Raw genomic sequence first — 24,031 nt, forward strand, 5'->3', positions numbered from 1 at the left:
CGCAATGCTGCGTTAACCTGCGCAGCAGAAGGTAAGGCCATGAGCAGTCAGACAAAACAGCCACAGGTGCGCAGACGGCGGGTGTTCTATATCCCGGGCTACGACCCGATTCCTGCCCGGCGCTATCGTGAGCTGTATCGGACCGAATCCCACCAACAGGCTGCGATTTCAGGATATGAAATCTCTATTTCGCCGAAATCAGGTGAGGGGCCGTTTGGTTGGCATGTCACCTCAACTCAGGACGGGGTTGAGGTGCAAACGGATATCGAGGTTCTGGTCTGGTCTGACATCGTGCGCGACAGCATGTCCGGTTCGATCCTGGGGACCTACCTGCAGCTTGCCCGTACGGCCTGGATTTATGTCTCAACCGGAACGCTGCGACGTCTTCGTAAGCTGAGAAAAGGGCCGGTGATTGCAGCGCTTTATCCTGTCGGGATGCTGCTGTTACAACTGCTTGCCGCATTGGGCGTCGTGGCCGGAGTAACGGCAGTACTGGGGATTTGGATTGGCGTTTGGGCACTGCTCTCAGCTCTGGCTTTCGCCTATTTGCTGTTGCGTTGGTTCCGGAAGATCGACAACCGCCTGTTTGCTTACTACCTGATGCATGACTACGCCTATTCCGCGCGATTGAATGGGGAAACGCCAGCGGTACTGCAGGATCGTCTGGATCAGTTCGCCGCGCTGATCAGCGCATCCTTGCAAGACAATGTGGATGAGGTTCTTGTGGTTGGCCACAGTTCCGGGGCGCATTTGGGCGTTTCGGTGTTGGCCGATGTCATCCGTGGCAATGGCCACGCGTCGGAAGGTCCGGCGCTTTCATTCCTGAGCCTGGGGCAGGTGGTCCCGATGGTGTCATTCCTGCCAGATGCCAGGAAACTGCGGGGCGATCTGCAATTTCTGTCAACTCAAGAAAATCTGACCTGGGTAGATGTCTCGGCCCCTGGCGATGGATGCTCCTTTGCGTTATGCGATCCGGTTGCGGTTTCCGGTGTGGCCGGGCCGGACAAGATCTGGCCCTTGGTCCTGTCTGCGGCTTTCACGCAGACATTGTCGCCTGAGCGTTGGCAGGCATTGCGCTGGAAATTCTTCCGGCTGCATTTCCAATATCTCTGTGCCTTTGATCAACCTGGCACCTATGACTATTTCCGCATCACCGCTGGGCCACAGACGCTGGGTGCGCGATTTGCGGGGCGGCAGCCGTCTAAAACGCGTATCGAAACCCCGGTTTCCAAATACAGAAACGTTAGCCCATGACGCCGCCCAAGCCAAAATCCCGCCCGGATGGTGTTTCATTATGGCGTTATCTGAAACTGTTTCGGCGGGATTTGCTCTCGGCGCAGCCTCAGCGCCTTTATCGCGCCTGGATGGCTGAGTTTCGCACGCCGTTCTTCCGATCTTACATGATCAACCAGCCTGATCTGATTGATACGGTCCTTAAGAAAAGACCGGATGATTTTCCAAAATCCAGTCGGATCAGCGAGGGGCTGCGGCCGTTGTTGGGTAACTCAGTATTCCTGACCAATGGCGAGACCTGGAAACGGCAGCGGCGCATCATTGATCCGGCCTTCGAGGGCGGTCGTCTGAAAGATACCTTTCCGGCCATGCGTGAGGCTGCCGAGGCCTGCGTAGCAAGACTGCGCGACAAAACAGGCCAGCAGATCGAATGTGAAGAAATCACCAGCCACGCCGCAGCCGATGTGATTTTTCGCACGTTGTTTTCTGTACCAATCGACAATGAAATCGCCACTGAGGTCTTTCAGAAATTCCGCGTCTATCAGCGCGCGCAGCCTTTGTTGAACCTGGCCGCTTTTGTGCCTCTCCCACACTGGTTGCCCCGGTTTCATTCCAGGAACACCCGCCAAAGTGCACAGGATATTCGCTCTCTGATTGGTCGGCTGACAGCAGAACGGGCGAACGCGATCGAACAGGGCCGGGCACCAGATGATCTGGCCACGAAGATCATGACCACGGCTGATCCCCATACAGGCAAGCGGTTCAGCACGGATGAGATGGTCGATCAGGTGGCGATCTTCTTTCTGGCAGGGCATGAAACCAGTGCCTCCGCCCTGGCGTGGACGCTGTACCTGATGGCGCTTTATCCCGAGTGGCAGGACAAGGTTGCATCCGAGGCAGAGGCGTTGGACGACCGCACATTCGCGGCCATGTCACGCCTCAAGGTCAGCAGGGATGTCTTCCGCGAGGCACTGCGCCTATATCCGCCTGTTCCGATGATGGTGCGGCAGGCCAGCTGTCCTGAACAGTTCCGGGGTCGCGAAATCCGCAAAGGCTCACAAATCGTCATAAGCCCCTGGCACCTGCACCGGCAGGAGAGGCTATGGGACCATCCGGATGCGTTCGACCCCGCCCGTTGGAGCACAGAGAATGGCAAGACCTGTCAGCGAGAGGCTTACATTCCGTTCTCGGCCGGCCCCCGCGTTTGCACAGGTGCTGGGTTTGCTATGGTTGAAGGGCCGTTGATCCTGTCTATGCTGCTACGCGCCTACAAATTCGAAACAATCCGCGGCAAAACACCTGTTCCCGTCGCACATCTGACCGTCAGATCAAAGGATGGCATCTGGTTGCGCATGGTTGAGCGCTAACAAACTACCATCCCCTCACGCCGTACTGTATTCGGAGGGCAACGGAATCAGTTTTGAACGGGAAAGCATTATGTCCAAGGCAGAACAGCGCGCGCAGATGTCCACAGGCGCAGGGTTTATCGCAGCACTGGATCAAAGCGGCGGGTCGACACCAAAGGCGCTGGCTCTTTATGGCGTGGAAGCTTCGGATTACGGATCAGATACCGAGATGTTTGGCGAGATCCAGAAGATGCGTGCGCGGATCATTCTGGCGGATGATTTCACCAAGGACAAAGTAATTGGTGCTATCCTGTTTGAACGCACGCTGGGTGAGCAAATCGAAGGCCGCAAAGTGGCTGACTACTTGTGGTCGATCAAAGGCATCGTGCCGTTTCTAAAAATCGACAAAGGTTTGGAAGATCAGGCAAATGGTGTGCAGTTGATGAAGCCAATTCCCGGTCTGGCAGAAACCTTGGGCAAGGCTGAAGGTGTGTTTGGGACCAAGGAACGCTCAGTCATTCACGAAGCAAATGCCGAAGGTATCGCAGCCGTGGTTGCACAGCAATTCGACGTTGCAAGCGAAGTTCTTGCCGCCGGAATGGTTCCCATCATCGAGCCCGAGGTGAACATCCATTCCGAAACCAAGGCCGAGGCCGAAGACATCCTGAAGACAGAGATCATCAAGAACTTGGACCAGCTGGGCGAAGGCCAGGATGTGATGCTGAAGCTGACGATCCCCAGCGTTGCGGGTCTGTATGATACGGTCGCGGATCACCCGCGTGTTGTACGTGTTGTCGCCTTGTCTGGCGGCTATTCGACCGAACAGGCCTGTGATCTGCTGGATCAGAACAGCAAGATGATCGCGTCCTTCTCGCGCGCGTTGACAGAAGGGCTGTCTAAGCAACAGTCTGATGCGGAGTTCAACGCAGCCCTGGGCGGGAACATTGACAAGATTTTTAACGCCTCCTGCTAAACCTTAGATGGGTTTGACAAAATCGCGGCGCATCTGCGCCGCTTTTTCCCGAAAGGCGCAGCCTTCGGCGTGATCATTGATCAACCCCATCGCTTGCATAAAGGCAAAGACGGTGGTGGGCCCCACGAACTTCCACCCGCGTTTTTTAAGATCTTTGGACATGGCGATGGATTCTGCTGAGGTTGACGCGGTTTGCGGCGGCGGAGGGGTTTCTGGCTCGAACCGCCAGACATAGGCCGCAAAGGAGCCTTCAGAGGCCGCTAGGTCCTGCGCGCGGCGGGCGTTGTTGATCACAGCTTTGATTTTGCCACGATGACGGATGATGCCAGTGTCCTGTAACAGGCGCTCGACATCTGCATCAGAAAACGCGGCCATCTTGTTGAAATTAAAATCACAAAAAGCCGCGCGAAAGTTCTCACGCTTGCGCAGGATCGTCAGCCAACTGAGACCGGACTGAAAGCTCTCGAGGCAGATTTTTTCGAACAACCGCTGGTCATCGGCCACGGGATAACCCCACTCATTATCGTGATACTCCAGAAATTCCGGCGCGGCCTTGGCCCAGGCACATCTGGGTTGATCATCCGGGCCAATAAAGGTGTCGCTCATGAATGTACCCCTTTTGTTCCAATTTGACGCTACACCTATCATGGCGCGGCTGGCAAGGGTCAAAGCTTGTCGCGATACCAGTTTAGAATGAAAACACGAATGGCTGAGGCAAGACCCGTTTCCGGATCCCGATCGACATCAATCTCAGCGGCCAAGGCATTGATTGGCTGATCTTTTTCAAGCGCGATATCTCGAAATGCCCGCCAGAATTCATCCTCCAGCGACACCGATGTGCGATGTCCTTTGAGTGTCAGAGAGCGTTTGACAGGTCGACCGCTCATTCGTCCAACTCATGATTGTCGAGATCGCGTTTCTGCTTGTTTTGCCGCAGTTTCACGACGTCTTTTTCGGCTTTGCTCCGCCCAAAGGCGACAGCGTTCTGATCTGCGCGGGCCTTTTTCTCGGCCCGCGCTTTTTCCTTTCGGTACCGGTTCAGATTGACCGGCTTGCCCATCAATCTTTCGGGCCGATCATCTGTTCTGGCCGAACAACGGCATCAAAGGTCGCCTCATCCACAAAGCCCAGGGCGATAGCCTCTTCCTTCAGCGTGGTGCCGTTCTTGTGGGCCGTTTTCGCAACCGTGGTTGCGTTGTCATAACCGATCGTGGGCGCCAGCGCGGTAACCAGCATCAGCGATTCCTTCATCAGCTTGTCGATGCGCGGCTCGTTGGCCTTGATGCCCAGCAGCATTCGTTCGGTGAAGCTGTCGGCAGCGTCGCCCAACAGTTGGATCGATTGCAACAGGTTGTAGGACATCATCGGGTTGTAGACGTTCAACTCGAAATGACCCTGCGACCCGGCGAAGGTCATCGCGGCGTTGTTGCCCATCACATGGGCCGCGACCTGTGTCAGCGCCTCGGCCTGGGTCGGGTTCACCTTGCCCGGCATGATTGATGATCCGGGCTCATTCTCGGGTAGGATCAGTTCACCCAGACCGGAGCGGGGACCAGAGCCCAAGAACCGGATATCGTTGGCGATCTTGTAGCAACTGCCTGCAATCGTTGCCAAAGCGCCTGACAGAAAGACCATGGCGTCATGGGCGGCCAGCGCTTCGAACTTGTTCGGCGCGGTTACGAAGGGCAGGCCGGTGATCTCGGCCATATGGCCTGCAACGGCCTCACTCCAGCCGTTCTGCGTATTCAGGCCGGTGCCAACAGCGGTTCCGCCTTGCGCCAGTTCATAAATCCCCGGCATCGCTGCGTGAACACGGGCAATCCCTTGACGGATCTGATGGGCATAGCCACCGAATTCCTGCCCCAGTGTCAGAGGCGTTGCGTCCTGCGTATGGGTCCGACCGATCTTGATGATGTCTTTGAATTCACCAGCCTTTTGTTCAAGGCCCGAGGCCAGCTTCTCAAGGCCCGGCAGCAGCACGTCGCGCACGCTCATGGCAGTGGCGATATGCATGGCGGTCGGGAATGTGTCGTTCGACGACTGGCCCATGTTGCAGTGGTCATTGGGGTGCACCGGGTCTTTCGAGCCGATAACGCCGCCCAGAATCTCGATGGCGCGGTTGGCGATGACCTCGTTTGAGTTCATGTTGGACTGCGTGCCGGACCCGGTCTGCCATACGACCAACGGGAAGTTGTCGTCGAACTTGCCTTCAATCACCTCACCTGCGGCCTGAATGATCGCATCGGCGATCCTGGCATCCAGTTTGCCGGTTGCCTTGTTTTCAATCGCGCATGCTTTCTTGATCACGCCCAGCGCACGCACGATGGCGACGGGCTGTTTCTCCCACCCGATGGGGAAGTTCATGATCGAGCGCTGTGTTTGCGCGCCCCAATATTTATCGGCAGGAACCTCTAGCGGGCCAAAGCTGTCGGTTTCGGTGCGGGTCTGAGACATCGGGTACTCCGTCTGGTATGCAGTCGTATGCCGTTTAGCTGCCTTAAGCGTATCGCGCAATCGGCTAGTTGCGCGCACCTTAGCCCTAAGGCTGCCAAAGGTATAGCGCCGGGCTGCGTCATTTTGCTCTTGCAACAAGGGATTGTGGCATTGTGCAGCGATCATGCTTAGCTAGAATAAACAGGCTTCTGTTGAGGAGGACGAGATGCCCGGTACCCTAAGGTTTGTGCCCTTGAAATCCATGGCGGCGGTTTTGGTTGCAACTCTGTGGCTTGGGCTGCTGAACATTGCTGCCCATGCCGCCAATATCGAGCCCTTTGTCGGGGATTATATCGGATCGGCGAATGTGGTGGATGCGGATGGTACATCAACCCCCCGGGATATGAGCGTTTCCATCCACGACACTAAAAACGGGTTCAATGTCAGCTGGAAAACCACCACCTACAAGGCCGATGGGCGGGTGAAAGAGCAGAAATTCTCGATTGATTTCCAAACCTCCGAGCGGCCCGATGTGTTCTCGGCTGCGATGAAACGCAATGTATTTGGGCATGAGGTGCCACTGGACCCGATGCAGGGTGAACCCTTTGTCTGGGGCCGGATCGAAGGTGATACTCTGACCGTGTTTTCGCTGTTTATCAACGAATCCGGCGGGTACGAGTTGCAGCAATATGACCGGACATTGGCTGATGGCGGGCTGAACCTGTCATTCTCGCGCTTTCTCGATGGGAAAAAATCGCGCTCAGTCGAAACTTTCCTGAAAAAGCAATAAACCCCGCGTTGCGGCGGGGTTTAGAAGACTATTTGCGGAAGCTGTCCAGCGAGACCACATCAGCGTCGTGATGTTCTTCGGGGTCTTCAACCTCGATCGTCTCTTCGACAAGTTCGTCCTCGTCCAATTCATCCTCGGGGCTTTCAAAGCGAAGGCCAAATTCAACTGAAGGATCAACGAATGTCTTGATCGCCGCGTAGGGGATATACAGCGGTTCGGGCGCGTCACCGAAATTTAGCGTGATGGCAAAACCGGTATCCCCGACCTCAAGGTTTTCGAACCAGTGCTGCATCACGATTGTCATCTCTTCGGGATAGCGCTCATGCAGCCATTCCGCGATTTGCACACCCGGTTCGCGGGTGTCAAAGGTAATGAAAAAGTGGTGGGCACCGGGCAGCCCGGTTTCGGACACGTCGGTCAAAACGGTTTTGATGAGACCGCGCATGGCAGTGTGCATCAGGTTTCCATAGTCAATGTCTTGCGACATGGGGCATCCTCGAAAGTGGTCGTCCCCAGCATAGGCGTTTTAACCGGAAACGAAAGGGCAGGAATCGCCGGATTGATCAGAGCAGATGAAAGCAAATTCCCGCGCCCATCATCAGCGTCAACACCGTGGCCATTCCCAGATTTGCCCTAAGAATCAACACCCCAGCTACAAAAGTGAGCAACAGCGCGGTGAAATTCAGTGATCCGAAACCTGGAACAGGAAGCGAAAGTGGGCCCCATTGAAACTGGGATATATCATGGAACAAGACGTTCAGGGCAAACCATAGTGACAGGTTCAGAATCACGCCTACGACCGAGGCCGTGATTCCATGCAGCGCTGCGGCCAGCCGTGGTCTTGAAGCCAGCCGGTCCAGATAGGGGGCGGCTACGAAAATCCAAAGAAAGCAGGGTACAAATGTTGCCCATAGCGCCACCGCACCCGCAGCTAGCGCCAACGAAAGCCCACCGCTGATTTGCCCCGTCAGCATCGCCACAAACTGGGTAACCAGGATCAGGGGTCCAGGGGTGGTTTCTGCAAGGCCCAGCGCATCGATCATTTGGCCCGTGCTGATCCAGTTGTACTGGTCCACGACGGTCTGAGTCATATAGGCCAGTACAGCATAGGCCCCGCCAAAGGTCACAACGGCCAGACGAGCAAAGAACCAACCTAGATCGCTCAGCAATTGCTGCCCGGACAGCGACAGCGCAATCAGCGGCCCAAGCCACAGCGTCAGCCAGATCGCGGCAGTGCGAAAGGGATTGGCAAGAGTAGGGGCAGGAGGTGCTTGTTCTTGCGATGCAGAACCTCTGAATGAGGCATAGCCCCAACAGGCCGCTGCCAGAATAATTAGTGGAAACGGGATGTTGAACAGAAATATCCCCAGAAAACCCAAGGCTGCGAGAACGCGGTGCTGGGTGTCATTCAAAGCCTTGCGCGACAGGTTTCGCAGGGCTTGCAGAACGATAACGATCACGGTGGCCTTGATCCCAAGAAACCCTGCCTGAACCAGTGGCAGATCGCCAAAGGCCGCATAAAGCGCGACAAGAACCGCGATCACAAGGGCTCCTGGCAGCACAAACAGCGTTCCAGCGATCAATCCACCCATGACCCCGCGCAACCGCCAACCGGCATAGGTGGCAAGCTGCATGGCTTCGGGGCCCGGAAGCAACATGCATAGCGATAAGGCGCGCAGATAGGTTTGTTCATCCAGCCAGGGGCGGCGTTCGACCAGTTCCTGATGCATCAGCGAGATCTGAGCGGCTGGGCCACCAAAGGACAGCAGCCCGATCCTGCCGAATACGCGTATCAGATCGCGGAGTGTTGGCGTCATGACTTCCGGTCCGTTGGCCAGTCGTGGGTTTCACCAAACCCGTCACGGGCCCAACGGTACAGCGCATCATAGAGATGCAGTCCCGCCTCAAGGTTTTGGTGATCGTCGCGGTATTGCCGGGACAAACCAACCGAAACCGCCAGTAAGCCAGCAGCCTCAGGGGCGAGGTCGTGGCGATTAGTATCAGCCGCCCGAACCACAGTCGAAAGCCGGTCGAGAGCATCCGATCGCAGGTATAGCTTGTCGAGTATGGTGTCGAACGTGCAGCGGTCGCCTTGATGGCTCCATTCTGTGTTTTCAACATCAAATGGCGTCGCGTTGAACTTTTCCGCCACGCTTTCAACTTCGGAGGGCGCGACGAATAAGAACTTAGCTTTCGGGTCAACAAAACGCCGGATCAGCCAGGGGCAGGCGATACGATCTATCTTTGGTCGGTGCCGCGTCACCCAGACAGTATGTCGATCTATTGAGCGCGGCAAAGATGCCGCTGGTATACGCAGATTTCCCGGCAAGTCCCGCCAGGCGTACATGCCACCTTCAAGATACTCAGCCTTGCAACCTTCGCCACGCAGCCACGAGACGATACCTTGGCTGAGTTTCTTACCCTTTTGGCAGATAATCACGCTGTCATGGTTCCCAACACGTTTTATCAGACCGTCAATATCGGAAGCCGGATGTCGGCCCGATCCGGGGATCAGAAACGGGTCGGCCTCAAAATCTTCGTCCACGCAGATATCGATAAGCATCGGGGCCTGAGGTGTTCCGATCAGACGCAACAGTTGCTTTGGGGTAATTGAGTTCGGCGATGCCATGGCATGTTTCCTTGCAATCTCGGATACATGCGAAACTTGGGCTGGCGCCTCACGGGGCGTTCGCAATCTTACCCCATGGCCCTTGCTAACGTGCAAGCAACCAAAGGGTCAAGATTGTACGGCGGTGACTTAGGCCCAATCCAACCGTTGGCCGGTCATACAAACGGGCAGCGTATCCTGTGGAAACTGACCAAGCTGTTCGAAAAGCGAGACAAAATCAAACTGATTGTAGGCCTCGACCATTTTGTCATCTTTGAAGCGCGCCATGACTTGGCCTGTCACCTCCAGCGGTGCGCCATTGTCGGCGCGGAAGGTTTTGACATGCAGGATTGCCGATACCCAGTTACCGTTTTCGATGATCTTGGGCATTTCAACAGAAATCTCACCCAGAATATGCCGAAATGCCATAACGAGATCGCGGAAGTCATCCGCACCGACCTGCATTTCAGGGATCAACCCTTCTGCCATTGTATCCGGTGCGAAATACTGATCGATCGCGTCGGTATTTCCCTGTTCCCAAACCTCAGCATACCATGCTTTGAGGATATCAGTGTGAGTCATCCCGGCTCTCCTATCTGTTTGGAACGACAATCAGCAAAAGGGATGAAGAAACTCTAAATCTTTGCAGAAAAAGAATTAAACTCAGACATAAGATGTTTTGGAAATGCAGGTTTCTGTTGCCAGGTACCTGCGAACCCCGCCTTACACGGCTAGGCGCAAGGGCTTAAGTTTCGGTCTTGCTACTGCTTACGCAGCAACTGCAACCGGAGCACGATTGTCGTTTGCAATTGTACTAGTTTCGCCGATAACGGTGGCAGACAGCCGAGACAAAGCTAACCCCTTTAGACGTTCGTCGATCCTATTTCGGCCCCAGAATCCTCAAACGAAGGATGGTTGGTGGAGCCGCCGGGTACCGCCCCCGGGTCCGATCCGCTTATTACGAGCGCGTTTATGTCCATAGTCCCGAAGGACATACCCTATATAGGGGAGGTTCCTTCGGGTTGCAAATCCCGAATAAATGAGCGCTGATCTTTATTTAACAGTATGTTACGCAGTTTTATTGAAGTTCGCTGCGATCAGCCAGATCGCCAACACAAGCTCGATTCCACCAAACGTTGCGGCTTTAACAAACGGTGGGTTGTCCAGCACAAGAGACACGAACCGCCCCAATGCAGCCCCGGCATAGACCACGCCCAGCATGGTATAGGCCATCGGCGCATTCAGCCAGATCACCGCGATCCCGGTAACAACAAACAACCCGCCGACCGAGGCGCGCATCTCGCTTAACCCCATGGTGCTGCCCGTGGGTGCAAGATCCAACGCGTTGGCCGTGTAGGCCGGGGCCAGAAACCCAAAGAGTCCAAAGCCGATTGTAAGCAACGCGGCAATAACGTTCAGGATGGTGATCATATCGGCCTCAGATATTGTTCAGTCCGCTACAGATAATCTATTGGTTTGCAAAGGAAAGGTATTGTGTGTTCAGGCTGGCTTGCGCTTGCGTTCGGCCACATCCTGGGCCAGTTGCCGTGTATAGGTTTCCAACTCAACCAATGCGGAATCGACGGTCTCAGCGTCCATGGCTTCCAGCGCATCTGTGATTTTCGTGTGGTAGGCGATGATCGCTTCGCGGGAGCGCGCTGTGAAGGTGATCATATTCATCAGGGGTTGCATCGCCTCAACCGCCCCAGCCAGTTGATAGGACAGAACCGGATTGGCCGCACCATCGACAAGCGCCCGGTGAAAGGCCACATCCGAGGCGCAGAACGCTTCGTCTGTTAGACCCGGCTGGGCTTGTCGGAAAATCTCGGCTCGCATCGTGGCCAATTGGTCCGCTGTTCGACGTTTGGCCGACAAGGGCGCACAGGCGCGCTCCAGCGCGTACCGCGCCTCGCACGCCGTATCGAACCGCACCGCATTCATCGACAATAGCAAAGTCGAGGTGGTGATCTGCTGAGAATAAGCATCCTCAAAGCTGAGCCGATTGACAAAGGCTCCGCCCGTCGCCCCGCGTTGGGTGCGGATCAGCGATTGTGCTGCCAATCGTTTCAATGCCTCACGCACTGTGGGGCGCGACACCTGAAACTGCTCGGCAAGTTCCGCCTCAGACGGCAGGCGTTCATCGACGATCAATTGGCCTGAGATTATAGCGTCCCGTATGGCCTGCGCGATTTGGGCAGATAGATCAGCCGGTTTCTGAGGATCGATTTTCATAATTACTTGCCCGAAAGTCAGATTTTATTTGTCTGACATTTAAAAGTCTGACATTTGAAAAGCAAGAACTGAGTCGGGAGGGGCGCATGAGTCGCGCGGTTCTACGCACTGGAATGTGGCTGGGCTTTTACGCAGCCATCCTGTGGGCGTGGTGGATGATGTTCTCGATGAGCCGCGAGATGGATCTGGACTGGATCGGTCGGCCCGGTCCGATGGGTCAGGCCATGGCGGCGATGGACCCGCGGATGGACATGTATATGCCCATGGCCGAGTTCGGGCCGTTGTTTTGGATGTGGGCCATCATGATGGCAGCGATGATGCTGCCGACCCTGGTGCCAACCCTGCGCAGCTACGATGATCTGATAAACAGCGCCAATGGAACGCGCGCCGGATGGCTGGGCGTGCTGGCTGGATATGCGGTCGTCTGGGTCGGATTTGCGGCTTTGATCACCGGGGTTCAACTTGTTTTGCTGTTCGGCGGGGTGGTCGATATGCTGGGGATTGCCAAATCCGGCTGGGTCGCCGGTGGGCTAATGATTGTTGTTGGCACATTCCAGTTCTCGCGCGTGAAAGAGGTGTGCCATGGGGTGTGCCACGCACCCATGACTTACTTTCTGGGACATTGGAAAACAGGCTTCACCGGCGGAGTGCGCATGGGCTTGGACCTAGGCACGTTCTGTGTCGGATGTTGCTGGGGTTTCATGGCGCTCGGCTTTGTGGGCGGCGTCATGAGCTTGCTTTGGATGGGTCTGGCGACTGTGTTCATGGTGTTGGAGAAATTGCCCCAGATCGGGCACCGCGTGACGCGGCCCATGGGGTTTCTATTGATTGCAGGTGGTGTGCTGTTACTGGCGTTCCCCCTGAGCTACGGAGGATAAGCGAATGGCTAAGAACAGAAAGATTGATGCCGACAGGCTTCCAATCAGCCAGCGGATCGACAGTCGGATGCCCAATCCCAAGCGGCGCGAGATGAGCCCGACGGAGTGGAATATCAAAGGCGAGCTGATCCTGAACTGTTCCTGCGACGTGTTTTGTCCCTGCGTGGTCTCGTTGGGCGCACATCCCCCAACCGAGGGCCATTGCCATGCGTGGATGGGCGTGATCATCGACGAGGGCCACTATGAGGGCGAAGACCTCAGCGGTCTGAACGTGGGTCTGCTGGTCGATATTCCCGGTCGCATGGGCGAGGGGCAATGGAAGGTTGCCGCCTATGTTGATGAACGCGCCAGCGGCAAGGCCTATAACGGGTTGCTGCAGATCTTCAGCGGTCAAGCAGGTGGCACCACGGGTCTGTTTACCATGCTGGTGAGCGAGATTATCGGTGCTGAGCGAGCTCCGGTCCAGATCGAACGCGATGGGACCAAGCGCCGGATTGTGATCGGCCGTAAAATTCAGGGTGAGATTGAAATGCTGGCCGGGAAAGACCCCGAACATCCGGTGATGGTCTCGAATTCGAAATACTGGATGGGGCCGGACATCATCGTTGCACGCGGAGTCAAATCCAAGGTTCGGGACTATGGTCGCGTGTGGGATTTCGGTGGCAAATCCGCCGAGATTTGCCCGATCGACTGGCACGGACCAAAGTGATGATTACCGGAGCCTATGCCCGTGAAATGGCGCGGTATAATCATTGGCAAAACAACCAGTTGTCAGAGTTCCTTGAGGCGCTGACCGAAGAAGAGTTGACCCGCGAACGCGGTGCGTTTTTCGGCTCGATCTTGGGCACCGCGAACCATCTTCTCTGGGGCGACTGGATCTGGATGTCACGTTTCGACAAGGGCGACGGGCCAGAGGCCAATATTCACCGTCCCGGCGGTGGCATACATGAAAGCGTGTATCTGTGCCCTGATCTGGAAAGCTGGCTGAGCCTGCGAAACACTATGGACACCCGTATCTCAGACTGGGCAGAGACGCTGGGCAATGATCCCATATCAGGGCCATTTATCTGGTATTCAGCGTCAAAAGAGGCCGAAGTCACATTGCCTTATGCGCAATGCATCATGCACTTTTTCAACCATCAGACGCATCACCGTGGTCAGTTACACAAAATGCTGACCGAGACCGGCTCTGGCGCGCCGGTCAGCGATCTGTGTTTCATGCCAACGGAGGGCTGAATGCCGCAAATATCATTGTCTCGCCGTCTGCGGCGCACACCCTTCTCGGAAGGTGTCACGGCTGCAGGGGTCAAAGGCTATACGGTTTACAACCGTATGCTGTTGCCGACGGTGTTCGAAAGCGTCGAGGCAGACTACCGTCATCTCAAGTCCCATGTTCAAGTCTGGGATGTCTCGTGTGAGCGACAAGTGGAACTGCGCGGGCCGGATGCTGCGCGATTGATGCAGATGCTGACGCCGCGCGATCTGCGGGGTATGCTGCCGGGGCAGTGCTACTATGTGCCTATCGTGGATGAGACTGGCGGTATGCTGAACGATCCGGTGGCGGTGAAACTGTCCGAAGATCGTTGGTGGATATCCATTGCCGACAGCGATTTGCTGTTGTGGGTCAAAGGCCTGGCCAATGGCTATCGGCTGGACGTACTGGTGGATGAGCCCGACGTATCACCTCTGGCCATTCAGGGTCCCAAGGCAGACGAGCTGATGGCGCGCGTGTTCGGGGACCGGGTACGTGATATTCGGTTCTTCAAATTCGATATGTTCGAGTTTGAGGGGCGCGATTTGGCCGTCGCCCGCTCGGGCTATTCCAAGCAAGGCGGGTTCGAGATTTATGTCGAAGGCGGCGATATCGGGATGCCTCTGTGGAACGCGCTGTTCAACGCGGGCGAAGACCTGCAGGTGCGCGCCGGCTGCCCGAACTTGATCGAACGGATCGAGGGCGGGTTGCTGTCATATGGCAATGACATGACAGACGACAACACGCCGCATGAATGCGGTTTGGGCAAGTTCTGTAACACGCACACGGCCATTGGCTGCGTGGGTAGGGACGCTTTGTTGCGCGTTGCCAAGGAAGGCCCGGTGCAGCAGATTCGCCCGATTGCGATTGAGGGTGATGCCGTGCCGCCTTGCGTTGAGCCTTGGCCGGTTTATGCAGAGGGGAAACAGGTCGGTCAGGTGACATCTTCCGCCTGGTCTCCTGATTTCACGACCAATGTTTCGATTGGGATGATGCGATTGAGCCATTGGGACACTGGGACCAAGCTTGAGGTGGAAACGCCTGACGGGATGCGGAACGCTACAGTACAGGGTCATTTTTGGATCTGATACGTGGGAAGGGGGCTCTGCCCCCGTCGCTGCGCGACTCCCCCGGGATATTTTAGGCCAGGTGAAGTGATGGGCCGGTCGAGAAAAAGCGAAAGGAATATGAATATGTTCAATGCGTTGGTGATGGATAAGGATGAAGAAAGCGGGCTGGCGAGCGCGTCGGTTAAACAGCTTTCAACCGAGGATCTGCCGCATGGTGAAGTGACCGTTGCAGTGGAATACTCGACGGTGAACTACAAAGACGGGCTTTGCCTGTCACCCAAAGGCGGTGGTCTGGTCCGAAATTACCCTCATGTACCCGGGATCGACTATGCCGGGACGGTCGAGGCCTCGTCGGATGCGCGCTACAAGCCGGGCGACAAGGTCGTTTTGACCGGCTGGCGCGTGGGAGAGGCGCATTGGGGCGGATATTCGCAAAAAGCCAATGCGCGGGCCGATTGGCTGGTTCCCTTGCCAGACGGTTTGGATGCCCGGCAGGCGATGGCGGTGGGGACGGCAGGCTTTACCGCAATGCTTGCGGTTATGGCGCTGCAAGATCATGGGCTGCAACCGGGCCATGGGCCTGTGCTGGTAACCGGGGCCGCCGGGGGTGTTGGGTCGGTTGCGACCGCGATTCTGGGGCATCTGGGCTATGAGGTCGCGGCTGTGACCGGGCGACCTGAGACCGGGGACTATCTGAAATCCTTGGGTGCGACGACGATTGTTCCACGCGACGAGTTGAATGAGACCACCAAACGCCCGCTGGAAAGCGAAACCTGGGCCGGGTGTGTTGACGCCGTTGGCGGTGACATGCTGGCGCGTGTTTTGGGTCAGATGAAATATGGCTGCTCGGTTGCGGCTGTAGGTCTGGCAGGCGGTGCGGCGCTGCCAACGACGGTGATTCCCTTCCTGCTGCGTGGTGTGAACTTGTTGGGGATCGACAGCGTGATGCAGCCCTATGACAACCGCGTTCGGGCCTGGCAGCGGATCGCGACCGACCTGCCGATGGAAAAACTCGAGGCGATGGTGCATGCCGCGACCCTGTCTGACCTGCCAACACTTGGGGCAGAAATTCTCAAAGGTCAGGTCAAAGGGCGCGTTGTGGTCGACGTAAACGCCTGATTTGATACCACGGTAAGGGCGGGTCATGTTATAGGCTTGCCCTTGCTGATCAAAAGCCGGCAAAAAGGACCGAAACTCTGCTGGTTATTGCCGCAATTCCTGCCCATGATTGCTATACATCCCATATGTGATGGCGTAAGACCCATCCAAACAGCACTTGAAGACGGGGAGTGAGCAGCATGTCTGACGACTTCGAACTGGACACCGATGATCTGAAGCGCCGCATGGATGGCGCTATGTCCAACCTCAGAACTGAATTTGCCTCTTTGCGGACCGGTCGGGCCTCGGCTTCGATGCTGGAGCCGGTAATGGTCGACGCTTATGGGGCGATGACACCGATCAATCAGGTTGGCACGGTCAATGTTCCGGAACCGCGGATGGTGACGGTGAATGTCTGGGACAAGGGCCTTGTGGGCAAGGTCGAAAAAGCGATCCGCGAAAGTGGTTTGGGGATCAATCCCCAGCTGAATGGCACGATCATTATGCTGCCGATCCCTGAATTGAACGAAGAACGCCGTCGCGAGCTGGGCAGGGTTGCTGGGCAATATGCCGAAAGCGCGCGGGTTTCGATCCGAAATGTACGCCGCGATGGGATGGACCAGATCAAAAAGGCCAAATCGGATGGCATGTCCGAGGATGACCAGAAGTTCTGGGAAAGCGAAGTGCAGGACCTGACGGATGAGATGATCAAGGCTGTCGATACCGCACTTGAGACGAAACAGTCAGAAATCATGCAGGTCTGAGCCGGTCTTATGCCCAAAGATCCCCAAACCGAGCCAGGGTCTGGCCCGCGCCATGTGGCGATCATCATGGATGGTAACGGTCGCTGGGCGCAGGCACGTGGGCGGCCTCGGTTGTTCGGTCATCACGCGGGTGCGCGTCGGGTGCGCGAGGTGGTTGAAGCCTGTCCGGGGCTGGGCATCAAGTACCTGACCATCTTTGCCTTTTCGACCGAGAACTGGAAGCGTACGCAGGTCGAAGTGGCAGGGCTGATGAGCTTGTTTCGCCGCTATATCATCAAGGAAACCAAGACGCTGGCCGAAAATGGCATTCGCGTGCGGTTTATAGGGGATCGGGTGCGTTTGGATTCAAAGCTGACCGATCTTATGGATTCTCTGGAAGAAGAAACCAAAAACAACGATCTGGTGCATCTGACCGTCGCGCTGAACTACGGCGGCCGGGATGAGGTAGCGCGTGCGACCAAACGACTGGCCCGTGATGTGGCCGAAGGGCGCTTGCATCCCGATGATGTGGACGAAGAAACGCTGCCCAAATACCTGGATACACGGGTTCTGCCGGATCCTGATCTGGTGATCCGCACCAGTGGTGAGGCGCGCATCTCGAACTTCTTGCTGTGGCAATCCGCCTATTCTGAATACGAGTTCATCGACACGTTGTGGCCTGATTTCACCGCCGCCGAGCTGGAGCGCTTGTGCAACAACTTTGGATCACGTGAGCGGCGTTTCGGGGCAGTTATCGCATGAGCGATGGCCGATGGTCTGATCTGACGACGCGGGTTCTGTCTGCCATTGTGCTTGTCGCCATTGGTGCGATTGAAGTCTGGCTGGGCGGTATCTGGTTCGAAACCTTCATCGCGGTGGCCTGTGGGCTGATGGCATGGGAACTCGTTCGGATGATCGAGCCGCAGCGCACAAGCGTCGCGGTGCAATTGGGAATCCTGACCTGCGCGGTGGTGTTTGGCGTCGCAGAGCTTTGGCGTTTTGAATTTTCTCAGGTTTATACTCTGCCAATCGTTGCCGCGCTTGCTTTGGTTTCGGCCGGGCAGGTTAACCATTCCCGCGGGTTGTGCGCGGTTTTTATGCTGTGGATTGCCGGGGCAGGGCTGGGCTTTATTTCGATACGAGAGACGTTGGGTTTTACCGCGATGATCTGGCTGATTGCCTTGGTCGTGGCAACCGATGTCGCGGGGTATTTTGTCGGCAAGGCCGTGGGTGGCCCGAAATTCTGGCCCAAGGTCAGCCCCAAAAAAACATGGTCAGGTACAGCAGGGGGCTGGGCAGCTGCTGCCTTGGTCGGCATCCTGTTCGCCGTCCAGGGCGGGTTTGGCGTGATGTTTGTGGTGATTTCGGTGCTGGCTTCGATGGCCAGCCAGGCTGGCGACATTGCTGAAAGCGCGGTCAAACGCCGGTTTGGGGTCAAGGACAGCTCGAATCTGATCCCCGGTCATGGCGGGTTTCTGGATCGGTTTGATGGAATGATGGGTGCGGCGCTGTTCGTGCTTTTAGCGGGTTTGATCTATTCACCCGGGGCGATGTGATGCGCAAGGTTTCGATTTTCGGTGCGACCGGTTCGATCGGCCAGAACACAGTTGATCTGATCGCCCGTGCGCCGGATCACTATGACGTGGTCGCCCTAACCGGGGGCGCCAATATCGCGCAGCTGGCTTCAGATGCCCGTCAGTTGCGTGCAGATATCGCTGTGACGGCTTATGAGGATCGGTTGCCCGACCTGCGTGATGCGCTGGAAGGCTCAGGTGTTGAAGCGGCCGCTGGTGCGCAGGCCCTGACCGAAGCAGCGACGCGGCCTGCAGATTGGGTCATGTCGGCCATCGTGGGCGCGGCCGGGCTGGCACCAGGGATCGAGGCGCTGAAGCAAGGCGCGACGCTGGCGCTGGCCAACAAAGAAACGCTTGTTTGTGCCGGTGCTTTGGTGCTGGACACAGCCAAAACGCATGGCGCGCGCCTGCTGCCGGTGGACAGTGAGCATTCAGCGGTTTTTCAAGCGCTTGTGGGCGAGGACATGAGCGCGGTTGAGCGGATCATCATCACGGCCAGTGGCGGGGCCTTTCGGGACTGGCCCGTCTCAGATCTGGCCAAAGCGACGGTTGAACAGGCCTCAAGCCACCCGAACTGGGATATGGGGCAGCGGATCACCATCGACAGCGCCTCGATGTTCAACAAGGCGCTTGAAGTGATCGAGACCAAAGAATTCTTTGGGTTAGACCCGCAGCGGATCGAAGTTCTGGTGCATCCCGAATCTATTGTACACGCGCTGGTTGGGTTTCGGGATGGCGCGGTGATGGCCCATATGGGCGCGCCCGATATGCGCCACGCGATTGGCTATTCGCTGCACTGGCCGGACAGGCAGGGCCTGCCGGTCGAACGGCTCGACTTAGCGGCGATTGGCCAGCTGAACTTTCAGAAACCTGATCTGGCCCGTTACCCCGCGCTTAGACTGGCGTGGGACGTCATGGAACGCGGAGGATTGTCGGGCGCGGTTTTCAACGCCGCTAAAGAGCGGGCGCTGGATCATTTCATCGCGCGTCGGATCGGATTTCTGGACATGGCAGATTGTGTCGCCATGGTTCTGGACAGATTTGATGCGGAACAATGTCTTATTGATGCCCCTTTGACACTTGATAACGTACAGCAAACGGACCATCTGGCACGGCAATGGGCAGATGACGCCGTGCACAAACGAGCAGGATAGAATATTGGACGTACTTTCCCTGATCCCGCAATTCGGCAATTTGCTTTGGACGATTGTGGCCTTTGTGATCGCTTTGTCCGCCATCGTGGCTGTGCATGAATACGGGCATTATATCGTTGGTCGCTGGTCCGGCATTCATGCAGATGTGTTTTCCATAGGGTTCGGCCCGGTGTTATGGAGCCGGTTCGACAAGCGTGGCACAAAATGGCAGATCGCGCTGCTGCCGTTTGGGGGCTACGTCAAATTCAAGGGCGATTCCAACGCGGCCTCGGGTAAGGACGAAGAGGCGATGGAAGAAATCGCCGAACAAAGCCCGGAAGAGCTGCGCAGTACCATGCATGGCGCACCGCTTTGGGCCCGTGCTGCAACCGTTGCAGCGGGTCCGGTATTCAACTTTGCCATGTCGATCATCGTCTTCGGTATGATCTTTTGGTCGCAAGGCGTGTCACGCGAACCTCTGACAGTGGGTGAATTGCAACCTTTGCCGGGAACCGTTCAAGGCCTTCAGGTTGGCGATGAGATCGTCGCGATTGCTGGTATCACAACGCCGGATTTCGATGAGGAAAGCAACTGGAGCGAATTCACCGGATCGCTGCCTGTTGAACCTGTTCTGGACTATACCGTAATCCGCGATGGTGAGACGCTGGATGTCGAAGCGCCTTGGTTGTTCCCGCCGCTGATCCGTCAGGTTGCACCGCGCAGTGCCGCGATGGATATCCAGTTGGAACAGGGGGATGTAATCACCGCTGTCAATGGGCAGCCAATCTTTGCCTTCGACCAGCTTAAGGAATTTGTCGAAAGCTCGGATGGTCGCGTATTATTGCTGAACGTTTGGCGCGACGGGGTTGATCTGGAATTTGCTCTGGCCCCACGGCGCACGGATGAGCCCCAGTCCGAAGGCGGCTTTATCACTCATTGGCGTATCGGGATCGTGGGCGGCATGATGCTGGAACCTGCGACTCAGCCCGCTGGCATTTGGGATTCGCTGACGGGCGGTGTCAGGCAGACCATCCGCATTATCGACGGATCGCTATCGGGGATGTGGCACATGATCACCGGCGCGATCAGTACCTGCAATATCTCCGGCCCGATTGGTATTGCCGAAACCTCGGGTGCGATGGCCAGTCAGGGTGCGCAGAACTTCATCTTCTTTATTGCGGTTTTGTCGACCGCTGTTGGACTGCTGAACCTGTTCCCAATTCCGGCTTTGGATGGCGGGCACCTGGTCTTCTATGCGTATGAAGCCGTTGCCGGAAAGCCGCCCAGCGACCGGGCGCTCCGGATTTTGATGACGGTGGGAATCACCCTGATTCTCAGCCTGATGCTGTTTTCGGTAACAAACGATCTGTTCTGCTGATTGTGACACCGCGCGCACAACAAAGCCGCATTCTTGCCTCAATCTGACGTTAGTGTTTTCGCCAAATTGAGGGCGAACAATGACACAAGCACTGCGCAAATCATATAAAAGCTTCAGTTTCCTGTTCATGCTGAACTGGGATGTGTTGCTGAGTTTTGCAGTCACCGCTTTGGCCCTTGGTTTAGGTGCTTATCTGGCCGGTTTCTGATTCTGGCCCAGCGTATCGGCGCAAGACAAAGGTAATCAAATGCCAGTTGGGCATTTTGGCCTTTTGACAAGCACATCCAGACCCGTTACTCAGCATTAAAGTCTTAGAATTCTGGGTTGAGATAAAAATGACCGACGGGCGAGGCGCGGGCACATCCTGCGGGGGGCGTAAGTCTTCAAACAAGATTTTGTGGCAAACGCTCACGTTTCTTTTCCTTTTTGTTGCGGCAAGTTTACTGGCAATGCCAAACGTTGCGACCGCGCAAAGTTTCACGATCAATTCGTTTGACGTAGATGGAAACCGGCGTATCGAGACCGGTACGATCATCGCCAGAACCGGGATCGAACCGGGCCAGACGGTGACAAGCGGTCAGCTGAACGACGCCTATCAGCGTTTGCTTGACAGTGGTGTTTTTGAAACAGTCGAATTGACACCTCGCGGCACGACCCTGGTGATCGAGGTTCAGGAATACCCGACAATCAACCAGATCAGCATCGAGGGGAATCGGCGTGTCAAAGACGACGTCTTGCTCGAAGTGATTTCATCGCAGCCCCGTCGGGTGTTTACGCCTCAGGCCGCCGAGGCCGACTCCGATCTGATCGCTGAAGTCTATTCGGCACAAGGTCGTGTGGCTGCGACCGTGATCCCCCGTATCATTCGCCGTAGCGACAACCGGGTCGATCTGGTTTTTGAAATCTCTGAAGGCACTACGATTGAAGTCGAACGTGTCAGCTTTGTCGGCAACCGCGCTTATTCTGATCGCCGCTTGCGCCGCGTGTTGGAGACGAAACAGGCCACCATCCTGCGCACCTTTTTCCGCAGCGATACATTCATCGGCGACCGGATCGAATTCGACAAGCAGGTCATTCGTGATTTCTACCTATCGCGCGGCTATATCGATTTTCGTGTAAACAGTGCCAATGTAGAGTTCACGCGCGAACGCGATGCGTTTTTCCTGGTCATGAACGTGACCGAAGGGCAGAAATTTTCATTCGGCAAGATCACAACTGTAAGTGAAATCCCTGGCGTGGACCCGGCACCCTATCAGGACGCACTAAAGATCAAGCCCGGCGTAACGTATTCACCTACGCTGATCGAAAATTCGATCGCTCGGCAGGAACGGTTAGGGGTGAAACAGGGCGTCGATTTTCTTCGGGTCGAGCCGCGTGTCACCCGGAATGATCGCGACCTGACACTGGATATCGAATTCGTACTCAGCAAAGGCCCGCGCGTCTTTGTGGAACGGATTGATATCGAAGGGAACACAACAACGCTGGATCAGGTGATCCGTCGTCAGTTTGAAACTGTCGAAGGTGATCCGTTCAATCCGCGAGCGATCCGTCAGGCGTCAGAGCGCATCAACGCATTGGGTTTCTTTGCCACAGCGAGTGTTGAACCGCGCGAAGGGTCAAGCCCAAGCCAGGTCATTCTGGACGTGGATGTTGAAGAACAGCCTACAGGTTCGCTTTCGCTGGGCGGTAGCTACTCGGTATCGGACGGTATCGGACTTGCTGTTGCGTTGAACGAATCCAATTTCCTTGGGCGTGGTCAGAATCTTGGTTTTTCCATCTCGACTGCGCAGGAATCCGAACAGTACACCATCAATTTTACGGAACCTTACCTGTTAGGTCGCAGACTGCGCTTTGATCTTGGGCTTGGTCTCTCAGGGACCAACTCTGGTTTTGCAAGCTACGACACCCAGCGCCTATTCTTTAATCCCCAGTTGACCTACTCGATTGGCGAACTGTCCGCATTGCGCCTTCGCTATGGCTGGGAACGCAGCGAGATGACGCAGCAGGATGATGAGATCAACGGTGCTGTTATTTCGTCTGAAATCGCACAGGGAAAACGAACCAGCAGTTCGATTGGCGTGTCATATATCTATGATAGCCGTATCGGTGGTTTGAACCCAAATGCAGGTGTTTTGTTCGAAGTCGGTGTTGATGCGGCCGGTCTGGGTGGCGACAATGAGTTTTTTAAGACGACGGCTCGTGGTATCGCGCAGACGCGCATCCTAAGCGAAGAAGTCGTGTTGCGGGCCACACTTGAAATGGGTGCACTTCACTGGAGAGGGGACGACTTTAGCCGCACAGTTGACCGTTTCTTGTTGGGTCCCAGCGTCTTCCGTGGCTTTGAACCCGCCGGCCTTGGCCCGCGTGATCTGTCCAACGGTCAGAATGATGCCATTGGTGGCAATTACTACTGGGTTGCACGCTTCGAGTCAGACTTCCCATTGGGCTTGCCCGAAGAATTGGGTCTGCGCGGGGGCGTGTTCTACGATATTGGCAATCTCTACAATATCAGCAACGTCAACACAGCCGGTGCGGATATCGTCGGTGCAAACGGATCGATCCGTCAGGTTATTGGCGTGTCCGTCCTGTGGGAAACACCCTTCGGTCCGCTGCGGTTTAACTTCTCGCATGCTTTGAAGAAAGAAGAGTTCGATAAAGAACGCAGCTTTGATTTGACCGTTCAGGCCAGGTTCTGATTTTTCATGGCGGACTACGGTTTCAACCTACTACAGGGCCCGCTTCGGGCCCTGTGTGTTTTTCTAGCCTGCGCTTGGTCTATCCCCGGTTTTGCACAGCAGTTGGGTGTGACCCAAAGCGAAGTCGTAACGATCTCTAGTGATCGCTTGTTTACGGAATCCCAATTTGGTCAGCGCGTCCTACGCGAGATTGAACAGGAAGGCGCGTTGCTGGGCGAGGAAAATGAACGCATCGTCGCTGAACTGAGCACTGAAGAAAAAACTCTGACTGAGAAGCGTAGCGAACTGACGCCGGAAGAGTTTCGCCCCTTGGCTGAAGCGTTTGATATCAAAGTGCAATCTCACCGCGAAGGTCAGCGGGCCAAACTGGACGCTTTGGCCCGTCTCAGCGAAGACAGTCGGCAACAGTTTTACGAACTGGCGCGCCCGGTTCTGATCGATATTCTGCGGGAAAGCGGCGGCTCGATCATTCTGGAACGCTCAAGTGTGCTGCTCAGCTCGGACGCATCGGACATCACCGATGTTGCGATAGACCGGATCAATGCGGTCATCGGGGATGGAACCGGCTTGCAGGACGGACAAGGCGAATAAACA

General features: G+C 56.1%; 27 protein-coding genes and 1 other RNA gene. 17 read left to right on the forward strand and 11 right to left on the reverse strand.

What is annotated here, in order from left to right; translation table 11 throughout:
• Positions 1-39 precede the first annotated feature (39 nt).
• The 3 genes from ACR0JE_RS00350 to ACR0JE_RS00360 all read left to right on the forward strand — a co-directional run bounded on the left by ACR0JE_RS00350 (position 40) and on the right by ACR0JE_RS00360 (position 3,552).
• Positions 40-1,254 carry a hypothetical protein gene (locus ACR0JE_RS00350; RefSeq protein WP_480862205.1) on the forward strand — a complete coding sequence of 405 codons (1,215 nt, stop codon included), beginning with the start codon at positions 40-42 and terminating at the stop codon, positions 1,252-1,254.
• Complete coding sequence (locus ACR0JE_RS00355) at positions 1,251-2,600, forward strand: cytochrome P450 (protein ID WP_480862207.1); 1,350 nt, start codon at positions 1,251-1,253, stop codon at positions 2,598-2,600. The genes ACR0JE_RS00350 and ACR0JE_RS00355 overlap by 4 nt, the downstream gene beginning before the upstream one ends.
• A gap of 70 nt (positions 2,601-2,670) precedes the next feature.
• Positions 2,671-3,552 carry a fructose bisphosphate aldolase gene (locus ACR0JE_RS00360; RefSeq protein WP_480862209.1) on the forward strand — a complete coding sequence of 294 codons (882 nt, stop codon included), beginning with the start codon at positions 2,671-2,673 and terminating at the stop codon, positions 3,550-3,552.
• Positions 3,553-3,555: 3 nt separating this feature from the next.
• On the opposite strand, the gene ACR0JE_RS00365 is transcribed toward ACR0JE_RS00360, so the two are convergent.
• Genes ACR0JE_RS00365 through fumC form a run of 4 tightly spaced genes read right to left on the reverse strand, consistent with a single transcriptional unit; the run spans position 3,556 to position 6,006 of the window.
• A complete protein-coding gene (locus tag ACR0JE_RS00365) occupies positions 3,556-4,158 on the reverse strand; it encodes a DNA-3-methyladenine glycosylase I (RefSeq protein ID WP_480862211.1) in 603 nt (200 codons plus the stop codon).
• 59 nt (positions 4,159-4,217) lie between these two features.
• Positions 4,218-4,439, reverse strand: coding sequence for a ribbon-helix-helix domain-containing protein (locus tag ACR0JE_RS00370; protein WP_480862213.1), 222 nt, complete (start codon positions 4,437-4,439; stop codon positions 4,218-4,220).
• Positions 4,436-4,612 (reverse strand): DUF4169 family protein, encoded by a 177-nt coding sequence (locus ACR0JE_RS00375; protein ID WP_480862214.1) that lies wholly within the window; start codon positions 4,610-4,612, stop codon positions 4,436-4,438. The genes ACR0JE_RS00370 and ACR0JE_RS00375 overlap by 4 nt, the downstream gene beginning before the upstream one ends.
• Positions 4,612-6,006, reverse strand: a complete 1,395-nt coding sequence (gene fumC, locus ACR0JE_RS00380; protein ID WP_480862215.1) for a class II fumarate hydratase — start codon at positions 6,004-6,006, stop codon at positions 4,612-4,614. Before fumC ends, ACR0JE_RS00375 begins: the two co-directional genes overlap by 1 nt.
• Positions 6,007-6,211: 205 nt before the next feature.
• Between fumC and ACR0JE_RS00385 the strand changes: the two genes are divergently transcribed.
• On the forward strand, positions 6,212-6,775 hold the full coding sequence (locus ACR0JE_RS00385) for a hypothetical protein (protein ID WP_480862217.1): 564 nt from the start codon (positions 6,212-6,214) through the stop codon (positions 6,773-6,775).
• A gap of 28 nt (positions 6,776-6,803) precedes the next feature.
• On the opposite strand, the gene ACR0JE_RS00390 is transcribed toward ACR0JE_RS00385, so the two are convergent.
• The 7 genes from ACR0JE_RS00390 to ACR0JE_RS00420 all read right to left on the reverse strand — a co-directional run bounded on the left by ACR0JE_RS00390 (position 6,804) and on the right by ACR0JE_RS00420 (position 11,615).
• Entirely contained in the window at positions 6,804-7,262 is a 459-nt protein-coding gene (locus ACR0JE_RS00390; RefSeq protein WP_480549315.1) for an SspB family protein, read from the reverse strand.
• A gap of 76 nt (positions 7,263-7,338) precedes the next feature.
• Complete coding sequence (chrA, locus tag ACR0JE_RS00395; protein WP_480862219.1) at positions 7,339-8,592, reverse strand: chromate efflux transporter; 1,254 nt, start codon at positions 8,590-8,592, stop codon at positions 7,339-7,341.
• Positions 8,589-9,404, reverse strand: a complete 816-nt coding sequence (locus ACR0JE_RS00400) for a chromate resistance protein ChrB domain-containing protein (RefSeq protein WP_480862220.1) — start codon at positions 9,402-9,404, stop codon at positions 8,589-8,591. Before ACR0JE_RS00400 ends, chrA begins: the two co-directional genes overlap by 4 nt.
• Before the next feature lie 129 nt (positions 9,405-9,533).
• Positions 9,534-9,965, reverse strand: coding sequence for an ester cyclase (locus ACR0JE_RS00405; protein WP_480541584.1), 432 nt, complete (start codon positions 9,963-9,965; stop codon positions 9,534-9,536).
• 102 nt (positions 9,966-10,067) lie between these two features.
• Positions 10,068-10,415: a transfer-messenger RNA gene (gene ssrA, locus ACR0JE_RS00410) on the reverse strand.
• Positions 10,416-10,451: 36 nt separating this feature from the next.
• A complete protein-coding gene (locus ACR0JE_RS00415; RefSeq protein WP_480862222.1) occupies positions 10,452-10,814 on the reverse strand; it encodes a DUF4345 family protein in 363 nt (120 codons plus the stop codon).
• 69 nt (positions 10,815-10,883) lie between these two features.
• On the reverse strand, positions 10,884-11,615 hold the full coding sequence (locus ACR0JE_RS00420; RefSeq protein WP_480862224.1) for a FadR/GntR family transcriptional regulator: 732 nt from the start codon (positions 11,613-11,615) through the stop codon (positions 10,884-10,886).
• Between the two features lie 86 nt (positions 11,616-11,701).
• Between ACR0JE_RS00420 and ACR0JE_RS00425 the strand changes: the two genes are divergently transcribed.
• From ACR0JE_RS00425 to ACR0JE_RS00485, 13 genes are all read left to right on the forward strand, one after another.
• Positions 11,702-12,493, forward strand: a complete 792-nt coding sequence (locus tag ACR0JE_RS00425) for a DUF2182 domain-containing protein (RefSeq protein ID WP_480862226.1) — start codon at positions 11,702-11,704, stop codon at positions 12,491-12,493.
• Between the two features lie 4 nt (positions 12,494-12,497).
• Entirely contained in the window at positions 12,498-13,202 is a 705-nt protein-coding gene (locus ACR0JE_RS00430; RefSeq protein WP_480549304.1) for a DUF1326 domain-containing protein, read from the forward strand.
• The gene (locus ACR0JE_RS00435) at positions 13,202-13,729 is read left to right on the forward strand and encodes a DinB family protein (protein WP_480549302.1); all 528 of its coding nucleotides are present in this window, start codon (positions 13,202-13,204) and stop codon (positions 13,727-13,729) included. Before ACR0JE_RS00430 ends, ACR0JE_RS00435 begins: the two co-directional genes overlap by 1 nt.
• Positions 13,730-14,833 carry a dimethylsulfoniopropionate demethylase gene (locus ACR0JE_RS00440; RefSeq protein ID WP_480541572.1) on the forward strand — a complete coding sequence of 368 codons (1,104 nt, stop codon included), beginning with the start codon at positions 13,730-13,732 and terminating at the stop codon, positions 14,831-14,833.
• Between the two features lie 105 nt (positions 14,834-14,938).
• On the forward strand, positions 14,939-15,934 hold the full coding sequence (acuI, locus tag ACR0JE_RS00445) for an acryloyl-CoA reductase (protein ID WP_480862228.1): 996 nt from the start codon (positions 14,939-14,941) through the stop codon (positions 15,932-15,934).
• Between the two features lie 179 nt (positions 15,935-16,113).
• Complete coding sequence (gene frr, locus ACR0JE_RS00450; protein ID WP_480862230.1) at positions 16,114-16,677, forward strand: ribosome recycling factor; 564 nt, start codon at positions 16,114-16,116, stop codon at positions 16,675-16,677.
• Between the two features lie 9 nt (positions 16,678-16,686).
• Positions 16,687-17,418: an isoprenyl transferase gene (locus tag ACR0JE_RS00455; RefSeq protein WP_480862232.1), complete on the forward strand. Its 732-nt coding sequence runs from the start codon at positions 16,687-16,689 to the stop codon at positions 17,416-17,418.
• A complete protein-coding gene (locus tag ACR0JE_RS00460) occupies positions 17,415-18,212 on the forward strand; it encodes a phosphatidate cytidylyltransferase (protein ID WP_480549294.1) in 798 nt (265 codons plus the stop codon). Before ACR0JE_RS00455 ends, ACR0JE_RS00460 begins: the two co-directional genes overlap by 4 nt.
• Positions 18,212-19,384: a 1-deoxy-D-xylulose-5-phosphate reductoisomerase gene (gene dxr, locus ACR0JE_RS00465; protein ID WP_480862234.1), complete on the forward strand. Its 1,173-nt coding sequence runs from the start codon at positions 18,212-18,214 to the stop codon at positions 19,382-19,384. The genes ACR0JE_RS00460 and dxr overlap by 1 nt, the downstream gene beginning before the upstream one ends.
• Before the next feature lie 4 nt (positions 19,385-19,388).
• On the forward strand, positions 19,389-20,741 hold the full coding sequence (gene rseP, locus ACR0JE_RS00470) for an RIP metalloprotease RseP (protein WP_480862236.1): 1,353 nt from the start codon (positions 19,389-19,391) through the stop codon (positions 20,739-20,741).
• A gap of 79 nt (positions 20,742-20,820) precedes the next feature.
• The gene (locus ACR0JE_RS00475) at positions 20,821-20,949 is read left to right on the forward strand and encodes a hypothetical protein (RefSeq protein ID WP_480541564.1); all 129 of its coding nucleotides are present in this window, start codon (positions 20,821-20,823) and stop codon (positions 20,947-20,949) included.
• A 127-nt stretch (positions 20,950-21,076) separates the two neighbouring features.
• Entirely contained in the window at positions 21,077-23,437 is a 2,361-nt protein-coding gene (gene bamA, locus ACR0JE_RS00480; protein WP_480862238.1) for an outer membrane protein assembly factor BamA, read from the forward strand.
• Between the two features lie 6 nt (positions 23,438-23,443).
• Positions 23,444-24,028 carry an OmpH/Skp family outer membrane protein gene (locus ACR0JE_RS00485; RefSeq protein ID WP_480862240.1) on the forward strand — a complete coding sequence of 195 codons (585 nt, stop codon included), beginning with the start codon at positions 23,444-23,446 and terminating at the stop codon, positions 24,026-24,028.
• The last annotated feature ends 3 nt before the right edge of the window (positions 24,029-24,031 follow it).

This window comes from Ruegeria sp. H3 (assembly GCF_056533095.1).

Excerpts from the sequence above, each read along its gene's own strand:
- ACR0JE_RS00350 (WP_480862205.1), top strand. The coding sequence starts at position 40 with ATGAGCAGTCAGACAAAACAGCCACAGGTGCGCAGACGGCGGGTGTTC.
- ACR0JE_RS00355 (WP_480862207.1), top strand. The coding sequence starts at position 1,251 with ATGACGCCGCCCAAGCCAAAATCCCGCCCGGATGGTGTTTCATTATGG.
- ACR0JE_RS00360 (WP_480862209.1), top strand. The coding sequence starts at position 2,671 with ATGTCCAAGGCAGAACAGCGCGCGCAGATGTCCACAGGCGCAGGGTTT.
- ACR0JE_RS00365 (WP_480862211.1), bottom strand. The coding sequence starts at position 4,158 with ATGAGCGACACCTTTATTGGCCCGGATGATCAACCCAGATGTGCCTGG.
- ACR0JE_RS00370 (WP_480862213.1), bottom strand. The coding sequence starts at position 4,439 with ATGAGCGGTCGACCTGTCAAACGCTCTCTGACACTCAAAGGACATCGC.
- ACR0JE_RS00375 (WP_480862214.1), bottom strand. The coding sequence starts at position 4,612 with ATGGGCAAGCCGGTCAATCTGAACCGGTACCGAAAGGAAAAAGCGCGG.
- fumC (WP_480862215.1), bottom strand. The coding sequence starts at position 6,006 with ATGTCTCAGACCCGCACCGAAACCGACAGCTTTGGCCCGCTAGAGGTT.
- ACR0JE_RS00385 (WP_480862217.1), top strand. The coding sequence starts at position 6,212 with ATGCCCGGTACCCTAAGGTTTGTGCCCTTGAAATCCATGGCGGCGGTT.
- ACR0JE_RS00390 (WP_480549315.1), bottom strand. The coding sequence starts at position 7,262 with ATGTCGCAAGACATTGACTATGGAAACCTGATGCACACTGCCATGCGC.
- chrA (WP_480862219.1), bottom strand. The coding sequence starts at position 8,592 with ATGACGCCAACACTCCGCGATCTGATACGCGTATTCGGCAGGATCGGG.
- ACR0JE_RS00400 (WP_480862220.1), bottom strand. The coding sequence starts at position 9,404 with ATGGCATCGCCGAACTCAATTACCCCAAAGCAACTGTTGCGTCTGATC.
- ACR0JE_RS00405 (WP_480541584.1), bottom strand. The coding sequence starts at position 9,965 with ATGACTCACACTGATATCCTCAAAGCATGGTATGCTGAGGTTTGGGAA.
- ACR0JE_RS00415 (WP_480862222.1), bottom strand. The coding sequence starts at position 10,814 with ATGATCACCATCCTGAACGTTATTGCCGCGTTGCTTACAATCGGCTTT.
- ACR0JE_RS00420 (WP_480862224.1), bottom strand. The coding sequence starts at position 11,615 with ATGAAAATCGATCCTCAGAAACCGGCTGATCTATCTGCCCAAATCGCG.
- ACR0JE_RS00425 (WP_480862226.1), top strand. The coding sequence starts at position 11,702 with ATGAGTCGCGCGGTTCTACGCACTGGAATGTGGCTGGGCTTTTACGCA.
- ACR0JE_RS00430 (WP_480549304.1), top strand. The coding sequence starts at position 12,498 with ATGGCTAAGAACAGAAAGATTGATGCCGACAGGCTTCCAATCAGCCAG.
- ACR0JE_RS00435 (WP_480549302.1), top strand. The coding sequence starts at position 13,202 with ATGATTACCGGAGCCTATGCCCGTGAAATGGCGCGGTATAATCATTGG.
- ACR0JE_RS00440 (WP_480541572.1), top strand. The coding sequence starts at position 13,730 with ATGCCGCAAATATCATTGTCTCGCCGTCTGCGGCGCACACCCTTCTCG.
- acuI (WP_480862228.1), top strand. The coding sequence starts at position 14,939 with ATGTTCAATGCGTTGGTGATGGATAAGGATGAAGAAAGCGGGCTGGCG.
- frr (WP_480862230.1), top strand. The coding sequence starts at position 16,114 with ATGTCTGACGACTTCGAACTGGACACCGATGATCTGAAGCGCCGCATG.
- ACR0JE_RS00455 (WP_480862232.1), top strand. The coding sequence starts at position 16,687 with ATGCCCAAAGATCCCCAAACCGAGCCAGGGTCTGGCCCGCGCCATGTG.
- ACR0JE_RS00460 (WP_480549294.1), top strand. The coding sequence starts at position 17,415 with ATGAGCGATGGCCGATGGTCTGATCTGACGACGCGGGTTCTGTCTGCC.
- dxr (WP_480862234.1), top strand. The coding sequence starts at position 18,212 with ATGCGCAAGGTTTCGATTTTCGGTGCGACCGGTTCGATCGGCCAGAAC.
- ACR0JE_RS00475 (WP_480541564.1), top strand. The coding sequence starts at position 20,821 with ATGACACAAGCACTGCGCAAATCATATAAAAGCTTCAGTTTCCTGTTC.
- bamA (WP_480862238.1), top strand. The coding sequence starts at position 21,077 with ATGACCGACGGGCGAGGCGCGGGCACATCCTGCGGGGGGCGTAAGTCT.
- ACR0JE_RS00485 (WP_480862240.1), top strand. The coding sequence starts at position 23,444 with ATGGCGGACTACGGTTTCAACCTACTACAGGGCCCGCTTCGGGCCCTG.